The sequence below is a fragment of the Aromatoleum buckelii genome (assembly GCF_012910785.2).
Lineage (GTDB): Bacteria > Pseudomonadota > Gammaproteobacteria > Burkholderiales > Rhodocyclaceae > Aromatoleum > Aromatoleum buckelii.
Map to the genome: position 1 here is coordinate 1,056,691 of NZ_WTVH02000010.1, position 20,169 is coordinate 1,076,859.

At 66.0% G+C, this 20,169-nt stretch carries 18 protein-coding genes; 8 read left to right on the forward strand and 10 right to left on the reverse strand.

Going from position 1 to position 20,169, the window contains the following annotated elements; translation table 11 throughout:
• Positions 1-106: 106 nt before the first annotated feature.
• Complete coding sequence (moaC, locus tag GO608_RS15600) at positions 107-622, reverse strand: cyclic pyranopterin monophosphate synthase MoaC (protein ID WP_169199376.1); 516 nt, start codon at positions 620-622, stop codon at positions 107-109.
• 79 nt (positions 623-701) lie between these two features.
• Here moaC and GO608_RS15605 point away from each other — a divergent pair, with 79 nt between their 5' ends.
• Together GO608_RS15605 and GO608_RS15610 are read left to right on the forward strand one after the other, a co-directional pair.
• Positions 702-2,141 carry a beta-barrel assembly-enhancing protease gene (locus GO608_RS15605; protein WP_169199377.1) on the forward strand — a complete coding sequence of 480 codons (1,440 nt, stop codon included), beginning with the start codon at positions 702-704 and terminating at the stop codon, positions 2,139-2,141.
• A gap of 165 nt (positions 2,142-2,306) precedes the next feature.
• A complete protein-coding gene (locus tag GO608_RS15610; RefSeq protein ID WP_053421243.1) occupies positions 2,307-2,537 on the forward strand; it encodes a sulfurtransferase TusA family protein in 231 nt (76 codons plus the stop codon).
• Positions 2,538-2,634: 97 nt separating this feature from the next.
• On the opposite strand, the gene GO608_RS15615 is transcribed toward GO608_RS15610, so the two are convergent.
• Entirely contained in the window at positions 2,635-5,481 is a 2,847-nt protein-coding gene (locus GO608_RS15615; protein WP_169199378.1) for a valine--tRNA ligase, read from the reverse strand.
• A gap of 318 nt (positions 5,482-5,799) precedes the next feature.
• Here GO608_RS15615 and GO608_RS19545 point away from each other — a divergent pair, with 318 nt between their 5' ends.
• The 3 genes from GO608_RS19545 to GO608_RS15635 all read left to right on the forward strand — a co-directional run bounded on the left by GO608_RS19545 (position 5,800) and on the right by GO608_RS15635 (position 10,252).
• A complete protein-coding gene (locus tag GO608_RS19545) occupies positions 5,800-7,065 on the forward strand; it encodes a CAP domain-containing protein (RefSeq protein WP_169199379.1) in 1,266 nt (421 codons plus the stop codon).
• Positions 7,066-7,236: 171 nt separating this feature from the next.
• The gene (locus tag GO608_RS15630; protein ID WP_169199380.1) at positions 7,237-8,961 is read left to right on the forward strand and encodes a type I secretion system permease/ATPase; all 1,725 of its coding nucleotides are present in this window, start codon (positions 7,237-7,239) and stop codon (positions 8,959-8,961) included.
• Positions 8,948-10,252, forward strand: coding sequence for an HlyD family type I secretion periplasmic adaptor subunit (locus GO608_RS15635; RefSeq protein ID WP_169199381.1), 1,305 nt, complete (start codon positions 8,948-8,950; stop codon positions 10,250-10,252). Before GO608_RS15630 ends, GO608_RS15635 begins: the two co-directional genes overlap by 14 nt.
• Before the next feature lie 85 nt (positions 10,253-10,337).
• On the opposite strand, the gene GO608_RS15640 is transcribed toward GO608_RS15635, so the two are convergent.
• Genes GO608_RS15640 through GO608_RS15650 form a run of 3 tightly spaced genes read right to left on the reverse strand, consistent with a single transcriptional unit; the run spans position 10,338 to position 12,807 of the window.
• A complete protein-coding gene (locus tag GO608_RS15640) occupies positions 10,338-10,850 on the reverse strand; it encodes a hypothetical protein (RefSeq protein ID WP_169199382.1) in 513 nt (170 codons plus the stop codon).
• Complete coding sequence (locus tag GO608_RS15645; protein WP_169199383.1) at positions 10,847-11,284, reverse strand: DNA polymerase III subunit chi; 438 nt, start codon at positions 11,282-11,284, stop codon at positions 10,847-10,849. The genes GO608_RS15640 and GO608_RS15645 overlap by 4 nt, the downstream gene beginning before the upstream one ends.
• Before the next feature lie 17 nt (positions 11,285-11,301).
• Positions 11,302-12,807 carry a leucyl aminopeptidase gene (locus tag GO608_RS15650; RefSeq protein WP_169199384.1) on the reverse strand — a complete coding sequence of 502 codons (1,506 nt, stop codon included), beginning with the start codon at positions 12,805-12,807 and terminating at the stop codon, positions 11,302-11,304.
• 109 nt (positions 12,808-12,916) lie between these two features.
• Here GO608_RS15650 and lptF point away from each other — a divergent pair, with 109 nt between their 5' ends.
• Positions 12,917-13,996, forward strand: a complete 1,080-nt coding sequence (lptF, locus tag GO608_RS15655) for an LPS export ABC transporter permease LptF (RefSeq protein ID WP_169199385.1) — start codon at positions 12,917-12,919, stop codon at positions 13,994-13,996.
• The gene (gene lptG, locus GO608_RS15660; protein ID WP_169199386.1) at positions 13,993-15,072 is read left to right on the forward strand and encodes an LPS export ABC transporter permease LptG; all 1,080 of its coding nucleotides are present in this window, start codon (positions 13,993-13,995) and stop codon (positions 15,070-15,072) included. The genes lptF and lptG overlap by 4 nt, the downstream gene beginning before the upstream one ends.
• A gap of 121 nt (positions 15,073-15,193) precedes the next feature.
• Here lptG and rplS read toward each other — a convergent pair whose 3' ends face one another.
• From rplS to rpsP, 4 genes are all read right to left on the reverse strand, one after another.
• Positions 15,194-15,580 (reverse strand): 50S ribosomal protein L19, encoded by a 387-nt coding sequence (gene rplS / locus GO608_RS15665; RefSeq protein ID WP_011239835.1) that lies wholly within the window; start codon positions 15,578-15,580, stop codon positions 15,194-15,196.
• A gap of 85 nt (positions 15,581-15,665) precedes the next feature.
• Positions 15,666-16,457, reverse strand: a complete 792-nt coding sequence (gene trmD, locus GO608_RS15670; protein WP_169199387.1) for a tRNA (guanosine(37)-N1)-methyltransferase TrmD — start codon at positions 16,455-16,457, stop codon at positions 15,666-15,668.
• A gap of 7 nt (positions 16,458-16,464) precedes the next feature.
• On the reverse strand, positions 16,465-16,971 hold the full coding sequence (gene rimM, locus GO608_RS15675; protein WP_169199388.1) for a ribosome maturation factor RimM: 507 nt from the start codon (positions 16,969-16,971) through the stop codon (positions 16,465-16,467).
• A 21-nt stretch (positions 16,972-16,992) separates the two neighbouring features.
• Positions 16,993-17,244, reverse strand: coding sequence for a 30S ribosomal protein S16 (rpsP, locus tag GO608_RS15680; protein ID WP_169199389.1), 252 nt, complete (start codon positions 17,242-17,244; stop codon positions 16,993-16,995).
• A 190-nt stretch (positions 17,245-17,434) separates the two neighbouring features.
• Here rpsP and GO608_RS15685 point away from each other — a divergent pair, with 190 nt between their 5' ends.
• Positions 17,435-18,958, forward strand: coding sequence for a hypothetical protein (locus GO608_RS15685; RefSeq protein ID WP_169199390.1), 1,524 nt, complete (start codon positions 17,435-17,437; stop codon positions 18,956-18,958).
• Here GO608_RS15685 and GO608_RS15690 read toward each other — a convergent pair.
• On the reverse strand, positions 18,946-20,169 hold the full coding sequence (locus GO608_RS15690; protein ID WP_169199391.1) for a YihY family inner membrane protein: 1,224 nt from the start codon (positions 20,167-20,169) through the stop codon (positions 18,946-18,948). The two genes, GO608_RS15685 and GO608_RS15690, sit on opposite strands and share 13 nt — an antisense overlap.

Consider the following 20,169-nt stretch of genomic DNA (forward strand, 5'->3'; position numbering starts at 1 on the left):
GTTCGATTAAGGGTTGCCGCAACTGCGGTCGAGGTGAAATCGGCTGTCCCCGGGGACGCGTCCTGGGGGAAGGGCGCACGTCGCCGCACGTGGCTGCAAGGATCCGCTACCCGGGGCTCCCGGCGACCCAGTGCCCCGACTTGCCGCCGAGTTTCTCGACCAGCTGGATGCCGTCCATGCGCATGCCGCGGTCGACGGCCTTGCACATGTCGTAAATCGTCAGCAGCGCGACGCTGACCGCGGTGAGCGCTTCCATCTCGACACCGGTGCGTCCGACGGTCTCCGCGGTCACGCTGCAGGCGACCGCGCTCGCCGGGGCGTCGAGCGCGAACTCGACTGCGACCCGCGTCAGCGCAATCGGGTGGCACAGCGGGATCAGCTCGCTGGCGCGCTTCGAGGCCTGGATCGCGGCGATGCGGGCGATGCCGAGCACGTCGCCCTTTTTCGCGGTGCCGGACTGGATCATCGCGAAGGTCGCCGGCTGCATCGTGATCCGGCCTTGTGCGACCGCGACGCGACGGGTTTCGCGCTTGTCGCCGACATCCACCATGTGGGCCTGTCCGTCGGCGTCGAAATGGGTGAGGATCGGGGTGACGATCGGAGGCGTGCCGGGTTGGGTCATGAGCTCTGTGCGCGTCGCGGCCATAGCGCGATACATTCCGCGCGGAACGGTTGGAAGTGGATGGGTATCATAGCACCCGATGATCAAACGACTTTTTATCCTGCTGCTGTGCGTCGCGATGATGCCGCGCCTGAACGCGGCCGATCTGCCGGATCTCGGCGACGTCGCGGCGTCCGAGCTTTCTCCGCTCGCCGAGCGCAGGATCGGCGAATCGATCATTCGCGAGATCCGTTTCCGCGATGCCGCCTATCTCGACGACGCCGAAATCGAGGACTACATCGATCGCCTCGGGCGGCGGCTCGTGACGGCGAGTGCGGCGCCGTATCAGGAGTTCGACTTTTTCGTCATCCGTGATGCGACCCTCAATGCCTTCGCGCTGCCGGGAGGCTTCATCGGCGTGCATAGCGGGTTGATCCTGGCCGCCGAATCGGAATCCGAGCTCGCTTCGGTGCTGGGGCATGAAATCGCCCACGTGACGCAGCGCCATATTGCCCAACTGGTCGGCAAGCAGAGCCAGTCGAGCATGGTGATGCTCGCGTCGCTGCTCGTCGCGGTGCTCGCGGCGCGCAGCAATTCGCAGATCAGCGAGGCGGCGATCGCTGCCGGGCAAGCCGGGGCGATCCAGTCGCAGCTCGGCTACACGCGCGACTTCGAACGCGAGGCCGACCGCCTAGGGCTGCAGACGCTCGAAGGCGCAGGCTACGACGTGCGCGGCATGCCGAGCTTTTTCGAGCGTCTGCAACGCGCGAGCCGTTTCTATGAAAACAATGCGCCGAGCTACCTGCGCACCCACCCGCTGACCGGCGAGCGGATTTCGGACATGGGCAACCGTGTCGCACAGATGCGCTATCGGCAGGTGCCGGATTCGCAGGATTTCGGCTTCGTGCGGGCGAAGTTGCGCGTCACTGCGGTCGCGCCGCTCGACGCAGTGCGGGAATTCCAGTCGCGGGCGGCGAAACCCGAGGCCGACGCCGCGGCGCACTATGGTCTGGCGCGCGCGCTGCTCGCGGCCGGGCGGATCGATGAGGCGACCAAGGCGCTCGACGCGGTGCGGCGCCGCGCTCCCGCATCGCCGTTCATCGAATCTCTCGCGGCGGAGTTGCGGCTTGCCGCGCGTGAACCTGCCGCTGCAGTGAAAGTTCTCGAGGCGGCGCAGACGCGGTTTCCCGACAGCCGCGCGCTGCGCTACGCGCTGATCGATGCCTTGCTGCAGGCCGGCCGCGCCGACGAGGCGGCCGCGATGGCGCGTGCGGACGCGCTGCGTCGCACTGACGATGACCGCATGTGGACGCTCGTTGCGCGCTCGGAGGCGGCGCTTGGCCGCCGCACCGCGCAGCATCGCGCCCAGGCGGAAGTGTACGTGCTGCAGGGAAGTCTGCCGGCGGCGATCGAGCAACTCGACCTCGCGCGTCGCGCGGGGGACGGCGACTTCTACGAACTTTCCGCCGTCGATGCGCGGGTGCGCGAACTGAAAGCCGAGGAACGCCAGCGCAGGCTCGACAGGCGCGAGGGGAATTGAGCGCCTCGGAGGCGGCTTTGCGGTTTTCGCCCCCCGAGAGGGGCAAAAAACTTGGCGCGGCCCGATGTTTTCTCGTGAGGCGCGCAGGTCGCCTTTCGCGAATGGGCGGCGAGCCTTTAGAATCCGGCGCTTGATCGATCGAGGAATGCGACGAGGAATGGACTGATGGATTTCGACAAGGAAGTCGATGCACGCGGGCTCACCTGCCCGTTGCCGATCCTGCGCGCGAAGAAAATGCTCGCGGAAATGACCCCCGGACAGGTGGTGCGCGTGCTCGCGACGGACCCCGGATCGGTGAAGGATTTCCAGGCGTTCGCGAAGCAGACCGGCAACGACCTGCTGCAGCAGGGCGAGACTGCCGACCAGGCTTTCGAATTTTTCCTGCGGCGCAAGTAGGATTCCGCCGCCCCTTTTTTATCGCTGCGCCTCGGCGCCATGAAAAAAGGGCCGCCCATCGACTGCGGGCGGCCCCTTGCATTGTGCCGTTGCTAAGTCAGCGTGCGCCGAGTTTTTCCAGTTGCGGACGCAGTTTTTCGAGCGTGGCGCCGAAGCCGGCGAGGCGCTCGCGTTCCTGCTGCACGACTGTGGCCGGCGCGCGCGCGACGAAGCTCTCGTTGGCGAGCTTGCTCTCAGCCTTCGTCATTTCACCTTCGAGGCGGGCGATCTCTTTCGCGATGCGCTCGCGCTCTGCGGCAATGTCGATTTCGACGCGCAGCATCAGCTTGAAGCGGCCGGCGACGGCGACCGGAGCGAGTTCGTCGGTGCCGATCTCGTCGACGACCGCGACGTCCGACAGCCGCGCAAGGCCGGCGAGATAGGGCGCATAGCTCTTGAGCGTCGTCGCGTCGCCCGCGGCGACGAGCGGCATGCGCTGGGCTGGCGAGATGTTCATCTCGCTGCGCAGGTTGCGGCAGGTGCCGACGATCGCCTTCAGCTCGGCAATCTTCGCCTCAGACGCTTCGTCGAGCCGTGACAGGTCGGCCTCCGGATAGCGGGCCAGCATGATGCTGTCGGTGTCCTTGCGCCCGGCGAGCGGCGCGACCGTCTGCCACAGCTCCTCGGTGATGAACGGAATGAGCGGATGCGCGAGGCGCAGCACCGTCTCGAGCACGCGCAGCAAGGTGCGGCGCGTCGCACGCTGCTGGGCTTCAGTGCCGCCCTGGATCTGGACTTTCGCGAGTTCGAGATACCAGTCGCAGTATTCGTCCCAGACGAATTCATACACCGCCTTCGAGACGAGATCGAAGCGGTAGTCCTTGAAGTGCTGTGCGACGTCGGCTTCGGTGCGCTGCAGCTTCGACACGATCCAGCGGTCGGCGAACGAGAAATCGAGGTTCGCGACGTTGCATGCGGCGCTGCCGGCCGCCGCACCGATGCCGCAATCCTGGCCTTCGCAGTTCATCAGCACGAAGCGCGTCGCGTTCCACAGCTTGTTGCAGAAGTTGCGGTAGCCCTCGCAGCGCGACAGGTCGAACTTGATGTCGCGCCCCGGCGTCGCGAGCGACGCGAACGTGAAGCGCAGCGCGTCGGTGCCGAACGCCGGGATGCCTTCCGGGAATTCCTTGCGCGTCTTCTTCTCGATGCTCTGCGCCTGCTTCGGGTTCATCAGGCCGACGGTGCGTTTCTTCGCGAGCTCGTCGGCCGAGATGCCGTCGATGAGGTCGATCGGATCGAGCACGTTCCCTTTCGATTTCGACATCTTCTGGCCTTCGGCGTCACGGATCAGGCCATGGACGTAGACGTCGCGGAACGGGATCCGGCCGATGATGTGTTTCGTCATCATCACCATGCGCGCGACCCAGAAGAAAATGATATCGAAGCCGGTGACGAGCACCGATGATGGCAGGTAGAGGTCGAGCGCGTCGTTCGACTTTTCCGGCCACTCGGCGGTCCAGTCGAGCGTCGAAAACGGCCACAGCGCGGATGAATACCATGTGTCGAGGACGTCCTCGTCACGGCGCAGGCGGCCGGTGTAGCCGTCCTTCGCGGCAAGCGATTTTGCCTCGGCTTCGTCGTGCGCGACCCACACGCGTGCGTCGCCTTCGACGTCCGCGTACCACGCCGGAATCTGATGGCCCCACCACAGCTGGCGCGAGATGCACCAGTCCTGAATGTTGTTGAGCCACTGGTTGTAGGTGTTGATCCAGTTCTCCGGATAGAAGCGGATCTCGCCCGACGCGACGCATTCGAGCGCCTTCGCGGTGATGCTCCTGCCGTCCGCGCCAGGCTTCGTCATTGCGACGAACCACTGGTCGGTCAGCATCGGCTCGATGACCGCGCTCGTGCGGTCGCCGCGCGGCACCATCAGCTTGTGCGGCTTGATGCCGGCGAGCAGCCCTTGCGCCTCGAGATCCTGCACGATGATTTCGCGCGCGACGAAGCGATCCAGGCCGCGGTATTTCTCCGGCGCGTCGTCGCTGACGTGCGCGTCCAGGCGCAGGATGCTGATCATCGGAAGATTGTGGCGCAGCCCGACAGCGTAGTCGTTGAAGTCGTGCCCTGGCGTGACCTTGACGCAGCCGGTGCCGAACTCGCGGTCGACGTAGTCGTCGCCGATGATCGGGATGTCCCGGTCGCACAGCGGCAGGCGCACCGTCCTGCCGATCAGGTGGGCGTAGCGTTCGTCTTCCGGATGCACCATCACCGCGACGTCGCCGAGCATCGTCTCGGGCCGGGTCGTCGCGACGGTCAGGCCTTCCAATTCACCGACCGGCCCGTCGCTGAACGGATAGGTGATGTGCCACAGGAAGCCGTCTTCCTCCTCGGACACCACTTCGAGGTCGGACACCGCGGTGCCGAGCTTCGGGTCCCAATTTACGAGCCGCTTGCCGCGGTAGATCAGGCCCTCGTTGTAGAGACGCACGAAAGTCTCGGTGACGGTGTTCGACAGGCCCTCGTCCATCGTGAAGCGCTCGCGCTTCCAGTCGGGCGACGTGCCGAGGCGGCGCATCTGCCGTGTGATCGTGCCGCCCGAGTATTCCTTCCACTCCCACACTTTCTCGACGAACTTCTCGCGGCCGAGGTCGTGGCGCGAAATGCCTTTCGCGTCGAGCTGGCGTTCGACGACGATCTGCGTCGCGATGCCGGCGTGGTCGGTGCCGGGCTGCCACAGCGTGTTGAAGCCGCGCATGCGGTGGTAGCGGGTCAGCGCATCCATGATCGTCTGGTTGAAGCCGTGCCCCATGTGCAGCGTGCCGGTGACGTTTGGCGGCGGCAGCAGGATGCAGAACGCGTTCGGGTTCGACTTGTCGAGGCCGGCGTCGAAATGACCGCGCGATTCCCATTCCGGGTACCAGCGGGCTTCGATCGCCGCGGGCTCAAAACTTTTGGCCAGTTCCATGGTGTGCTCAGGGGCTTGAAGGCAAAAGGCGGATTATAGCGGATCGAGGGCGGGCTCCCGGAACGCGACAGATCGGTCAGGCAATCTGCATTGGAACGCAGAGACAGCGTCGTGCCCGTGCCTCGCCGAGTAGTTGTCCTCCGCTACTCCTGCTTACATTTTTCAGGCCGATCAGCGGGTTGCAGGGTCTGGACTGCTCATGTCTAATGTCTCGCCCCGTTGCGGGCAGAGTTGTGAACAACGCTTGAGTGTGGCACCAAAGGACCGCAGTGCCTGCACCATCCGAATCCTTGATCGAATAACACCAGGACAGTCCGCATGTCGCAAGCCAATGCCTACGAGCAGTACATGCTCGAACTCATCAACAGCGAACGCGCCAAGGTGGGCGCGCAGCCGCTGGCCTTCGATGGCGATCTGAACGAATCGGCCGAGAGTCACAGTTCATGGATGATCGCGACCGACACTTTCTCGCATACCGGCGCAGGCGGATCGAGTCCAGGTGAGCGCATGAAGGCGGCGGGCTACGTGTTCAGCGGCTCGTGGGCGTGGGCCGAGAACATTGCCTGGATGAGCACGCGCGCTCCGGCAGGCCTGCAGGACGAAGTGCTGCAGCTTCACACCAACCTGATGAACTCCTCCGGCCACCGCGCCAACCTCCTGAATGACACCTACCGCGAGATCGGCGTCGGTCTTGAAGTCGGCCAGTACGGTAGCTACGAGGGCGCGTTCGTCACGCAGAACTTCGCCCGTACCGCATCCAGCCCTTTCCTGACCGGGGTCGCCTTCGACGATCTGGACGGCGACCGACGTTACGACGTCGGCGAAGGCCTGGGCAGCTTCAACATCAGCGCCAGGAACAACAGCACCGGAGCGGTGACAACCACGACAACGACGGCAGCAGGGGGTTACGACATCGGGCTGGCCGCCGGCACCTACACGGTGACGTTTTCCGGTAGCGGATTCACCACGACGAGCCAGCAGGCCACGATCGGCACGCGGAACGTCAAACTCGACCTGGTGGACCCGATCGCCAGCGGTGGCACCGTGGCCTCGACAACGCAGCCCGGCACGATTACCGGCACGTCGGCGGGGAACACGCTGAGCGGAACGACCGGCAACGACGTGATCTTCGGTCTTGGCGGCGCCGACACATTGTACGGCCGGGCCGGCGCCGACCAGCTGTACGGCGGTAGCGGCAACGATCGGCTGTACGGCAGTACCGGTAACGACCGGCTGTGGGGCGGAGCGGGCGCAGACGTGCTGAGCGGCGGGGCGGGAACCGACATCTTCGTGTTCGACTCGCCGTTTGTCGGCGCGGTCGACCGCATTACCGACTTTTCGCCGGTGGACGATACGATCCGCCTGGAGAACGCGATCTACACCGGCCTGGTTACGGGCGGCCTGCGCACGTCTGCCTTCCATGCCGGTACGAAAGCGCACGATGCGACGGATCGGGTGATCTACGATGCCGGGACAGGCGCGGTCTATTTTGACGCCGACGGTACGGGCGCGATGGCGGCGCAGCAGTTCGCTCAGTTGACGCCAGGACTCGCTGTCACCCAAGCGGACTTCTACGTCATTTGAGCATGTCAGAGCGGAGCGGTCCCCGCTTCCCCCAGATCGCGCCGCCCGACATTCCCTGCATCCGCACGTCGGGTCGAGGCGGGCTTGCCCCTCCATCGCCCGCGCCCTGGACCCCTGCAGCGCTGCACAAATGCAGGCCCACGTGGCGGACTCTCCCCGCAACGTTCTTCGATGATTAAATCGCTCGCGGCGTTGCTCCGCTCCCCCGCGCTCGCGGGCCTCGACCGTCGCTCGCTGGTGACCGTGGCTGTCGCCAGCATCGTCATCAACCTGCTCATCTTCGCGCTGCCGCTCTATTCGCTCCAGGTGTACGACCGGGTGTTGACCTCGCGCAGCCTCGATACCTTGTGGCTGCTGACGCTGATCGTCGCCGTCGCCCTGTCGCTGTCGGCGTTGATCGACACCTTGCGCGCCCGCATGCTGCTGCGCGTGGGGAATGCCTACGCGCTGGCGTTGGGGCCTCGCCTGATGGATGCGTCGATCGCCCATTCGGCGCGCCTGGCCGAACCCTCGGCGCAGGCGCTGCGCGATTTGCAGACGATGCGCTCGTTCCTGACCGGAGCGCACGGCCTGGTGAGCCTGATCGACGCACCGCTGGTCCCGGTCTTCCTGACAGGCGTGTATGCAATGCACGCGGGGCTGGGCAGCGTGATGCTGGCGGGCATGGTGAGCTTGGTGGCGCTCGCGCTGGCCACCGACGGCCTGACCGGCAAGCTGTTGCGCGCGGCCGGCGAGGCCGGTATCGATGCTCAACGCCGCGTCGAGGGCGTGATGCAGAATGCCGAAGTCGTCGAGGCGATGGGGATGCGTACCGCGATGCGGGCATCCTGGCACGTCGCCCAGGCTGAATCGATGAGCCTGGCGAGCGCGGCAGCCGAGCGGGCTGCGCACCTGTCCGGGGTGGTGAAGGCGGTGCGCCTGCTGCTCAACCTGCTGCTTGCCGCTGCTGGTGCGTGGTACGTGATCCATGACGAAATCACCATCGGCGTAATGGTTGCAGCCGGCATCCTGGCGGCGCGGGGCCTGGCACCGCTGGAGGCGATGATCGGGGCCTGGAAAGGCTTCGTATCGACGCGTGCCGCGCTCGACCGCATCAATACCGCCCTGGAGCACTTTCCCGGCACTGAATCGGCGATGTCGCTGCCCGTGCCGCGCGGCGAGCTCAGTGTCGAACGCCTGGTGTATGCGCCGCCCGGGGCCGTTCAGCCGACGATCAAGGGAGTCAGCTTCAGTCTCGAACCGGGCTGCTGGCTGGGGCTCATCGGCCCGTCCGCTGCCGGCAAGTCCACGCTGGGCAAGCTCATCTGCGGGGTGTGGCAACCCGCGTCCGGTTCGGTCCGCCTCGACGGTGCGGACGTGTTCGCCTGGAACCGGGCGGAGTTCGGCCGGTACTGCGGTTACCTGCCGCAGGACGTCGAACTCTTCGCCGGCTCGATCCGCGACAACATCGCGCGTTTCAGCCCGGCAGATGATGCCGAAGTGGTCGCAGCGGCGCAGATGGCGGGATGCCATCACATGATTCTTCGCTTCGCCGATGGCTACGATACACAGATCGGCACCGGCGGGGCGGTGCTGTCGGGCGGGCAGCGCCAGCGCATCGGGCTGGCCCGCGCGCTTTTCCGGCAGCCGCGGCTGATCGTCCTCGATGAGCCCAACGCGAGCCTGGACCACGAAGGCGAAACGGCCTTGCTACAGGCGGTTGGCCGCGCGCGCCAAGGCGGTGCGACGATCGTCATGATCAGCCATCGTCCCTCGGTGCTGGCCCATGTCGACATGCTGGCGGTGCTGGCGGACGGACAAGTGCAGCAGTTCGGGCCGCGCGAGGAGGTGCTCGCGCGCCTGCAACTGCCGGCCGCAGCGCGGGCAGTCCCGGGGGGCAGACGTGTCGGCGTTTGACGGCGCGAATCGGGAGACGGCTGTCGTTCCGACCGATACCCGCTTCGATACGCGCGCTTTCTACGCGGTCGCGGGATGCTTCTTCGGATTTTTGCTGCTGTGGGGCTTTTTCGCCGAACTCGATTCCGGAGCCATTGCCAACGGCGAGGTGATTCCGGCGGGGCGGGTGAAGACCGTTCAGCATCTGGAAGGCGGCATCATCCAGGCAATCCTGGTGCGCGAAGGGGAATCCGTCAGAGCGGGCACGGAACTGTTGCGGCTCGAGGACACCGAGGCACGCGCACAGCTCAGTATCGCGGAAACCGATCGTGCTGCGCAGGAGGCCCTGCTGCAGCGACTGGAGGCCGAGCGTGACGGCCGTCCCTACCGTCCTGCGCCCGACGTGGCGGCTTCCTCGAGCGTGATGGCGCAGGTGCGCCTATTCGAGTCGCGCCAGGACGCGCTGAGAAAGGAAGAGGCCGGCCTGAACGTGCGCCTCGACGGTATCCGCCGCGAGCTGCAGAGCTGGGAAGGCAAGGGAGCCGCACTGGTCGAACTGCAGGCGAATGCCGAAGAGGAGAGCCGGCTGAACCAGCGGCTGTTCGACAAGAACTTCATCTCGCGCCCGCGCCTGCTGCAGCTGCAGGGTCAGCAGGCCGAAAGCGTCGCCCGGCTCTCGGAAAACTCGGCTGAAATCGCGCGATCGCGCCAGCGTCTGGCCGATACCGAGGTGGCGATCGCAAAGCTGAAGAATGACTGGATGAGCACGCTGCTGGAAGAACTGCGCCGTGCCCAGGAGGCCGCGGCGGCGGCGCGCGAGCGAGTGACGGTGACGCGCGACCGCCTGGCGCGCACGCGTCTCGTGGCGCCGCAGGATGGCGTCGTCAACGATCTGCGTTATACGACGATAGGCGGCGTCGTGCCGCCGGGAGGCGCGGTGCTGGATGTGGTGCCGGTCGCTGAACGCCTGGTCGTGGAGGCGCGTGTCCTGCCCGATGACATCGATGTTGTGCGGACGGGGCTGGAGGCGCGGGTGCGGCTGACAGCGTACAAGGCGCGCTCGCATATCAGCCTCGTCGGCACGGTGACCCATGTATCGGGCAGCACCTTCCGCGACGAACATGCGCAGGGTCGCCCCTTCTACAAGACTCGGGTCGAGATCGATGCGAAGGAACTGGACAAGGTGGAGCGCGGCCTGCTGATTCCGGGCATGCTCGCTCAGGTCGAAATCGTGGCGGGCAAGCGCAGCGCCATGCGCTACCTTTTCGACCCGATCATCGACAGCATCAACCGCGCCTTCAAGGAGAGCTGAGTTTTGCCCCTCACGCGCAAGCGCTCGGCGGACTGGAGAAATTCCGGTCCGGCTCGGGGTGCCCGCGAGCGCCGAGATGCCGTCTCTATTTGTCGCGCGAGATCGTGCGAGATCCGGAGTCGTTGCCCGGACCTCCTTCCAGGCTGCGCGAGATGCGCTCCGACAAGGCCGGCAGCAGGGTCGCGCGCAGGTGGGCGAGCGTTTCGACCCGCAGGCGATCGGCGAGTTTGTCGAGTTCGCGCGACAGCAGTTGCGGCAGTTCGGTGGCGAACCAGGTTTCGACTTCACGTGAAATTGTGGCGTCGAGGCTGACGAGTTGTTCGGCGAGTTCGCTCGCCGCGATCGGGACGGGTTCGTCCGGCACCACCGCTGCTGCAGGTCGGGGTTCGGCCAGCTCCAGCCTTTCCAGTTCGGACGGGTCGACGATGTCGGTCAAAACCGGCAGTTCGTCGTCGTCGAGCACGACGAATTCGTCGGGTTCCGGAAGCTCCGCGCCCTTGTGCCGGCGCAGCAGCGCATCGGCCTTGTCGAGGAGTTCGTCGGCAGCTTTCAGGTCGTCGTCCTGATCGATCCGCAGTGGCTCGCCCCGGCTGCTCATATCGCCTCCCGCCGTACCGCATCGAACGCCTGCAGCGGCAGTTCGCGCTGCTTGTAGTATGCCCAACGCGCCCGTGCCGGGAGCTTCAGCGCTTCGCTCTGGCCGACGATCTCGACGAGCAGGCGAAAGCGCTCGAAATCCGGCGGGATATCGTCGGCAAGATTGAACAGCAACTCGGCATGCGGCCAGGGGATCGTCCGGGCAGCATCGCCGATGACGATCGGAGTGCGGGCTGCCAAGGGCGCGTCCGCCATCGCGTGGGGGACGAACAACAGCGGATCGAAGGTCCACAGCAGTTGATCGAGCTCGCGTGCCGCGGCTGCGCCCGGTACCCGCACCGCAACCCGGCGCCCCCCCGCGTAGGCGCGGGCCGCCAGTTCGCACGCCAGCGCGAGAGGGTTCTCGGCGTTGTGATAGAACTGCACCCGCGTCATGAGCGTCGACGCCGCGTTCAGCTCGGCGTCCCTTGGCTGCGGCCGATCAGGAACTCGGCGAGCAGCGGCACCGGCCGCCCCGTTGCGCCCTTGGCGTCGCCCGACACCCATGCGGTACCGGCGATATCGAGGTGCGCCCACTTGTACGCCTTCGTGAAGCGCGCGAGGAAGCATGCTGCCGTGATCGTGCCGCCGAAACGCCCGCCGATGTTGCCCATGTCGGCGAAATTGCTCTTCAGCAACTCCTGGTATTCGTCCCACAGCGGCAGTTGCCACGCGCGGTCGCCGGAGAGGGTGCCGCAGTCGAGCAGTTCGCGCGCGAGCGCGTCGTCGTTCGCCAGCAGTCCGCTCGGGATCTTGCCGAGCGCGATGACGCAGGCGCCGGTGAGCGTTGCGATATCGACGACGCAGACGGGCTTGAAGCGTTCGGCGTAAGTCAGCGCGTCGCACAGGATCAGCCGGCCTTCGGCGTCGGTGTTGAGGATCTCGATCGTCTGCCCGCTCATCGACGTGACGACGTCGCCCGGTTTCGTCGCGCCGCCGCCCGGCATGTTCTCGGTCGTCGGGATCAGGCCAACGACGTTGATAGGCAGCGCCATGCGCGCGAGGGCCTTGAACGTGCCGAGCACGCTCGCCGCGCCGCACATGTCGAACTTCATCTCGTCCATTTCCGCGCCGGGCTTCAGCGAAATGCCCCCGGTATCGAAAGTGATGCCTTTGCCGACCAGCACGACCGGCTTGTCCTTGGATTTGCCGCCCTTGTAGTGCATGACGATGAACTTGGGCGGCTGGTGCGAGCCGCGCGCGACCGACAGCAGCGAGCCCATGCCGAGCTTTTCCATGTCGTCGCGGTCGAGCACTTCGACCTTGAGCTTGTACTGCTTGCCGAGCGCAACCGCGGTGTCCGCGAGATAGCTCGGCGTGCAGAAATTGCCGGGGAGGTTGCCCAGGTCCTTCGCCAGCGCCATGCCTTCTGCAATCGCCTGGCCGCGCTGGACCGCCACCTCCATGCTCGCCGTGATCTTCTCGCGCGTCAGCAGCACGACCTTGCCCGCGCCGCGCCGCTTCGAGTCCTTGTTCTTGTCCTTGCTCTTCGTCGCGTCGAAGCGGTAGGCGCCATCCGCGATCGCGCGGACGAGCTGCTGCAGCGCCCAGTCGATGTCGCGCCCGGGTACTGGAGTGTCGGCGAGGCATACGGCGACATCGTTCGCCGCCCCCGCAGCGAGAGCCTTGCCGACGGCGGCGAGCGCATCGCGCCACGCCTTGTCGCCGAACTCGTCCCGCTTGCCGAGGCTCACGGCCAGCACGCGTTCGCAGGCGCTGCCGGGCAGGTCGTGGATCGCGAGCACCGAGCCGGCCTTGTCTTCCAGATCGCCACGGCCGAGGAGCGCCGCGAATTTCCCCTTCGAAGCCTTGTCGAGGGCGGCTGCAGCGTCGCTGAGCTGTCCGTCGGCAAAGACGCCGACCACCGCGCTGCCGGTCTTCAGTTTTTCCGGCGTCCCGGTCTTTATGGTAAATTCCACGCACAGCTCCTTTGATAGACGCGACGTTCCGATTGCCGCCGATTATGGCCCGTCCCCGGCGAATGCGTCAAAAGTCACTTTCCCCAACGCATATCGAATCCTTCGCGCGATGATTTTCAGCCGCGCTCTTCAGCGTGAGTTCTTCCAGTCGGCCGCCGGTGTGTTCGTGGCGCTGTTCGCCATTCTGATCACCGTGGTGCTGATTCGCCTGCTCGGTCAGGCTGCCGGCGGGCGCCTGCCGTCCGATGCGGTGGTCGCACTGATCGGTTTCGGTTCGTTGAGCCGCCTGCCGATCGTGCTGTCGCTGACGGTTTTCATCGCGGTGCTGCTGTCCCTGTCGCGCTCGTACCGCGATTCCGAGATGGTCGTCTGGTTCGCCTCCGGGCTGCCGCTGACCGCGTTCATCCGTCCCGTGCTGCGCTTTGCGTTGCCGGTCGTGTTCACGATCGCGGCGGTGACGTTGTTCGTCGCGCCGTGGGCGCAGATGAAGAGCGCGCAATACCAGGCGCGAATCGATGCGCGCAACGACGCCTCGCGCATTGCGCCCGGGGTGTTCCGGGAGTCGGTCGGCGCGCAGCGGGTGTTCTTCGTCGAGACGGGAGCGGGCGAGGATGGCAAGGTTCGCAACGTCTTCGTCAGCACCGAGAAGGATGGACGGCTCGATATCATCGTGTCGGCCGAAGGGTCGTTGCGCACCGACGCGGAGGGCGACCGTTTCGTCGTCCTCGAGAAGGGCCGGCGCTACGAGGGCGAGCCCGGTTCGCCCGAATACCGTGTGCTCGAGTTCGACCGCTACAGTGTTCTCGTCGAGGAACGCGAAGCGGCAGGCCCGGCCTCGCGCGCCAGCACCACTCCGACGCTGGAACTGCTGACCGACCCGACGCCCCGCAAGCTCGGCGAACTGCTCGGCCGTATCGGCATGCCGGTCGCCGCGCTGCTGCTGGCGCTGATGGCGATCCCGCTGTCGTTTGTCAATCCTCGTGCCGGGCGCGCGAACAACCTGCTGTTCGCGATCCTGACGTATCTGGTCTACAGCAATGCGATCAGCGTGTTCCAGGCCTGGGTATCGCAGGGACGGCTGCGGTTCGAGCTGGCGGTCTGGCTGCCGCATGTCGTCGTCCTCGCGGTTCTTGCGCTGATGTTCTACCGGCGGTTGGCGATTTCCCCGTTCTGGCGAGCCCGCGCATGAACCGCGTGCTGACCCGCTATCTCGCGCGGGAAATCCTCGGCGCGACGGCGATGGTGCTGCTGGCCTTCCTCGGCCTGTTCGTGTTCTTCGACTTCATCAACGAGCTCGATGTGGTCGGCAAGGACGGCTACGAACTGCACCAGGCGCTGATTTTCGTCGTGATGCTCATCCCGGGCCGGGTGTACGAACTGCTGCCGGTCGCAGTGCTGATCGGCACGCTGTACGCGCTGACGACGCTCGCGCGCCACTCCGAAATCACCGTCATGCGAGTCTCCGGAATGTCGACGCCAGCGATGCTGCGCGCGCTGGGGGGGATCGGCGTGATCTTCGTCGTGCTGACGTTCGTCATCGGCGAATACGTCGCACCGCCTGCCGAGCAGGCGGCGCAGCAGTGGCGGCTCACGGCGACGCATTCGGCAGTGTCGAACCAGTTGCGCTCCGGGCTGTGGGTCAAGGATGGTCCGCGCGTCGTGAATGTGCGCACAGTGCTGCCCGACCGCAGCATGGAAAAGGTGCGGATCTACGATTTCGATGCGCAACACGCGCTGCTGTCGATCAGCGAGGCAGCAACCGGGCGTTACGACGCCGCGCAGCAGGGGTGGCGGCTCGAAGGGGTGCGGCAGACGAGATTCCTCGGCGACCACACCGACGTCGTCGATCTGGCGGAGCTCACGTGGCGTTCGGACCTGACGCCGCAAGTCCTGAGCGTGCTGATGGTCGTTCCGGAACGCATGTCGGTGACGACTCTCTTCGCGTACATCACCCACCTGCGCGAGAATCGCCAGAACGCCGACCGTTATGAAATCGCGCTGTGGAAGAAGCTCGTCTATCCGTTCGCGGCGCTCGTCATGATGGCGCTGGCGCTGCCGTTTTCCTTCACCCACGACCGCATGGGCGGAGTCAGCATGAAAGTGTTCCTCGGCGTCATGCTCGGTATCGGCTTTCATTTGCTGAATGGCCTCTTTTCGAGCCTCGGCGTGATCAACAGCTGGCAACCTGCGCTGGCGGCGCTGACGCCGAGCGCGCTGTTCCTCGCCGCCGCAGCGGGGATGCTGGTCTGGGTCGAACGGCGCTGACGTAACGCCGGGCGGCGGCGGAAGCCCGCCCAGCGGTGAAGTCGAGCGGTGAGGTGGACAGTGAGGTGGACAAAAAAACGGGCCTCGCAAGGCCCGTTTCCAGCTACTGATCGACGTCCGCTCAAGCTTTCTTCGCGGCCGGCGCCTTGTAGTTGAGCTTTTCCTTGATCCGTGCCGACTTGCCCGAGCGCTCGCGCAGGTAGTACAGCTTGGCGCGGCGCACGTCGCCGCGGCGCTTCACCTCGATGCTGTCGACCAGCGGTGAGTAGGTCTGGAACGTGCGTTCTACGCCTTCGCCCGAGGAGATCTTGCGGACGATGAAGTTGGAGTTCAGGCCGCGATTGCGCTTCGCGATCACGACGCCTTCGTAGGCCTGCAGACGTTCGCGCGTGCCTTCCTTGACTTTCACCTGCACGATCACGGTGTCACCGGGAGCGAACGCGGGGATGGTCTTGTTCTGCGTGAGGCGGGCGATTTCTTCCTGTTCGAGCTGCTGAATCAGGTTCATTTGCGACTCCTGTCGTTTCAATGGCACTTGGCCTTGCAAGCAGAGCAGGCTAGAAGCCTGATGCATGCGGTTTGTATGCGGGCCTTCAGGCGATGTCGCCTTCGACCCCTTCTTGTTCGTGCCTGAATTCTCCAAGCAGCGACAATTCTTCCTTGCTCAGCGTGCGCCCCTGCAGCAGGTCGGGGCGCCGTCGCCAGGTCGTGCCCAGCGCCTGCTTGAGCCGCCAGCGACGGATCGCGGCGTGATTGCCGGAGAGCAGCACCTGCGGTACGCGCTCCCCTTCGTAAATCTCGGGTCTCGTGTAGTGGGGGCAGTCGAGCAGGCCATCCACAAACGAGTCCTCCTGCGCCGAGTCCGCATCGTTCAGCGCCCCGGGCAGCTGGCGTACGATCGCGTCGAGCAGCACCATCGCCGGCAGTTCGCCGCCCGAAAGGACGAAATCCCCGAGCGATAGTTCTTCGTCGACGCAGCGATCGATCAGCCGTTGATCGACCCCTTCGTACCGTCCGCACAGCAGCGTCAGCGCCGGCAGAGCAGTCAGCTCCACGACCTTGGCATGATCCAGCGGTCGGCCTTGCGGTGACAAGTAAATCACGCGTCCCGCGGCGCCGAGCGCCTGCTCCTGCGCCGTTTTTGCCCTGCCGATCGCTTTTTCGAGCGGTTCGGCCAGCATCACCATCCCCGGCCCGCCGCCATACGGGCGGTCATCCACCGTGCGGTGCGGGTCGGAGACGAAATCCCGCGGGCTGTGGAAGGCGATCTCGTAGAGACCGCGCTCCAGCGCTCGCCGCGTGATGCCACTCGCCGTCAGCGCTGCGAACATCTCCGGGAACAGCGTGATCACATCGAAGCGCCTTGCGGTCGCCGGGGTGTTCACGCTGCCTTCACCAGTCCTTTTGCCAATCGACACGGATCGTCCGCGCTGCGAGATCCACGTCGAGCACGTAGGCCGCGACGAACGGAATCAGCCGTTCATCGTCCCCGTCACGCACCTGCAATACGTCGTGGGCGCCTGTCGACATCAGGGCTTCGACCGTGCCGAGTGCTTCGTCGGCCTGGTTGACGACCGCCAGTCCGATGAGGTCACCCCAGTAGTATTCGTCCGCGTCGGGTTTGGGGAGCGCTTCGCGCGGCGCGCCGATGAAGCGGCCCTGAAGCGCTTCGGCTGCATTGCGATCGTCGTGGCCGACGAAGGCTGCGACCAGTCCGGCGCCGTGCTCCTTGAAGCCCGCGAGCCTGACCGGTTGCCACGCCGATTCGGGCGCGTCGGCGTCGCCCGCGAGCCACCACTGCGGCATCTCGCCCCAGGACAGCGGATCATCCCCGAAAGGATGAACCCTGACCCATCCTTTGACGCCAAAAGGGGCGACAATGCGCCCCAGTACGATCATGTCGGCAAGCCGCCGGAACGATCAGGCAGCGGCTTTCGCTGCTTGCTTGGCCAGACGGAGCACCGTCGGCGACAGCTGCGCGCCGTGCTGCTTCCAGTATTCCAGGCGCTCGGCGTTGACGACCAGGCCCTTTTCGGACTCGGAAGCCATCGGATTGTAGAAACCAACGCGCTCGATGAAGCGCCCATCGCGACGGTTGCGCGAATCGGCGGCGACGATGTTGTAGAACGGGCGCTTTTTGGCGCCACCACGGGCAAGGCGAATGACGACCATTTGGGTGTCCTGATCAGTAGGTGCGAAAAGCCGACGATTGTAGGGCATATGCGTGACGGGGACAAGGGCCGTCTTCGTCGTGATGCATTTCACGCGCGGTCAATGTTCCCGGATATGGAGACCGTGCAAGGAGCGCGGCGCCGTGATTCTTGAATAGAATGTCCGGTCCTTTGGACGGAACCCCATCCGCATGACTTTCCCCGAACCCGTTCCGGTTTGCATCGCCGCGGCACTTGCGTGGCTCGACGCGGAGCCGGCCGACGACCCGGTCGTGGACCTGGAAAGGCTGCGCGCCCATTTCACCGCACTTTCGGCGCTGTCGGTCGGCAACGCGCGGTTCCTGCAGTGCGTCGAACAGTTCGAAGCGCGGGTGCTCGATGTCTGCGAACGTTTCAAGTCCCGGCTTCTCGCCGCGGCGCTGCCGGTGCCGCGCAGCCAGCACGCCGCGGCAGCCGAACTGACCGTCGCGCTGCTGGAGATCGCCGGAAGTCTGCAGCGGGTGATGGCGGTCGTGCGTGACGGGGGAGTACGGACATGCAGCGATCCGGACGTCTACTGCGCACGAGCGTTGCGGCTGGTGGAGGAAGCCTGCCTGGTCGCGATGATGTGCGGCAGACCGGCTCCGGGCGAGTTGTGGCGCCTCGCTTGCGAACTCGTTGTCGCCGGCGACAATGCGGACCGAAATGGGGATGCGCTTGCCGGCACCGCTGCAGCGGACGTGGCGCTGCAGTTCAAGCGTCTCCTGGCGCTCGCCGCGCTGCAACCGGAAACCCTGACCGCCCGGGAAGTCGTGTGGGCGCACGATTTCCTCGGACAGGCGGCAGTCGCGGCGGAGTTTTCGCGCGTGCCACTCCTGCCGCTCTCGGCCGCATTCTGGATCGACCAGGCGACGGGGGCCCCGCCGGTGGCGATGGCGCGCGGCAAGCCGCCCCTGTCGGACAAGCTGCTGTATTTCTCCGCTTACGGCGTCGCCCGTGCGCTTTTGCCGAAGCTCGAATGGCTCAGGGCGGGCATTTCTCCCGAGGAGTCGGTGGGGTTTGCGCCGGACAGTGAGGCGTTCGGCGTGGAAGGGCCGGGACTGCCGGTCGGGCTGACTCCGGACGAGGCGCTGTCGCTGCTCGGGCGGATGCGCGAGCGCTGGATGTCTCCGCCGAGCCGCACCGAGGTGCGGCGCTCCGGCCGATATCCCGTGCAGGTGTGTGTCGGGCTGCAGGTGATCCGGGATGTGAGCGGCGATGCTGCCGACGCTGCGGGCGTTGTCGAATGGACCGTGATCAACGAGAGTTCGGGTGGGTACGCGATCATCGCGGTGTCGGGTGTGACGGGCAGTGTGGCGGCGGGGATGCCGCTGGCACTGCGCCGGGATCCCGCCGAGGCCTGGACGCTGTGCCTCGTGCGCTGGATTCGCAACGACAGCCCGGATCGGGTCGAGCTCGGGCTGCAGGTGATCGCATCCGGGTGGAGCGCCGTCTCGGTGGGATTTGGCGGCGGCGACACGAATGCGATGGTCCCAGCGCTGCGGTTGGCGCCGGTGCCCCCCTTGCGCCGCCATCCGGCGCTCGTCGCCCCGGCTGGCACCTGCACGTCGCGCGCGTTCAGCCTCGTGCAGGAGAGCGATCACCTGTATGTCGCGCAGGCGCGAGTCCTCGGTCTGGACATGCAGACGGCGAGCGTGGAAATCTTCCAGTACGAAATCGATCTCTACCCCGTCTGAACCCGGTTCCCCGCTGAAGTCAGCGCGGACAGCGGCAGATCGGCGGAATGCAGGGCCGTGGCGAGCCGCTCGGCGATGCGCCGCGACGCCTCGTCGCCGCCCGCAGCTTCGCGCCAAGCGCCCGGCGACAGCGCAAAGCGGCTCACGACCGCTGCCAAGCCGATCTCCGCGGCTTGCCGGCTCAGCAGCCAGTTCCCCTCTTCGGTGTGCGCAACCCAGCCCGCGTCGCGCATCTCGCCGAGCAGGGCCTCGCCTTCGTTGCTGCTGACGCGCGCGCCGGTTTGCAGCGTCGCGAATGGCAGCGTCGTGCCGACGTGCTGGGCGTCGGCCAGCGCGATGAGCATCGTTACGGCGGCCCACGCCCGATCGCCGGGGAATGCGCGCAGGATGCGCGCGCGCTCGAAGAAGCTGGGCAGGGTCGCCGACAGCGCGGCGCCGAGCAGGATCACGACCCACGACAGATAGAGCCAGACGAGAAAGATCGGCAGCGCCGCGAAAGTACCGTAGATCAGCGTATACGTCGGCATGCGGACGAGGAAGAGTCCGAACAGCCGCTGCATCAGCACGAACGCGACCGCTGCGGCGACGCCCCCGGCCAGCGCGTGGAGCATCCGCACCGGGTGGTTCGGAACCGCGTAGTACAGAACGCTGAACAGCGAACCGAGCAGGACGGTCGGCACGAGGCGGGCAAACGTTGCGCCGAGCCACGACCCTTCGCCGGCCAGCGCGACCGATGTCGCGACCAGATGGCCGGTCGCGAGCACGCTGCCGCCGAGCGCAAGCGGGCCGAGGGTCAGTGCAAACCAGTGGACCATGAGGCGCGTGAGGAGCGGGCGCGGACGACGCACTCCCCAGATGTGATTGAAGACGTGGTCGATCGTCATGAGCAGCATCAGCGCGGTCAGCACCAGCAGCACGGTGCCGATCAGCGTGAGCCCGGCCGCTTGCTGCGAGAATTGGAACGCGTAGGTCGCGATGATCTGACCGGCACGGTCCGGCAGGAGGTTTTCGAGCAGGAAAGTGCGCAGTGACGCGCCGAGCCGCGAGAACGCGGGAAAGTTGCTGAACAGCGCGATGATCACCGTGACCAGCGGAACGATCGCCAGCAGCGTCGTGAAGGCGAGGCTGCCTGCGACCTGCGGGCAGCGGGTGGCGAGAAAACGTCCGGCCAGGAGGCGCATGAACTCCCGGGCGGCGGTCAGCGGCATCAT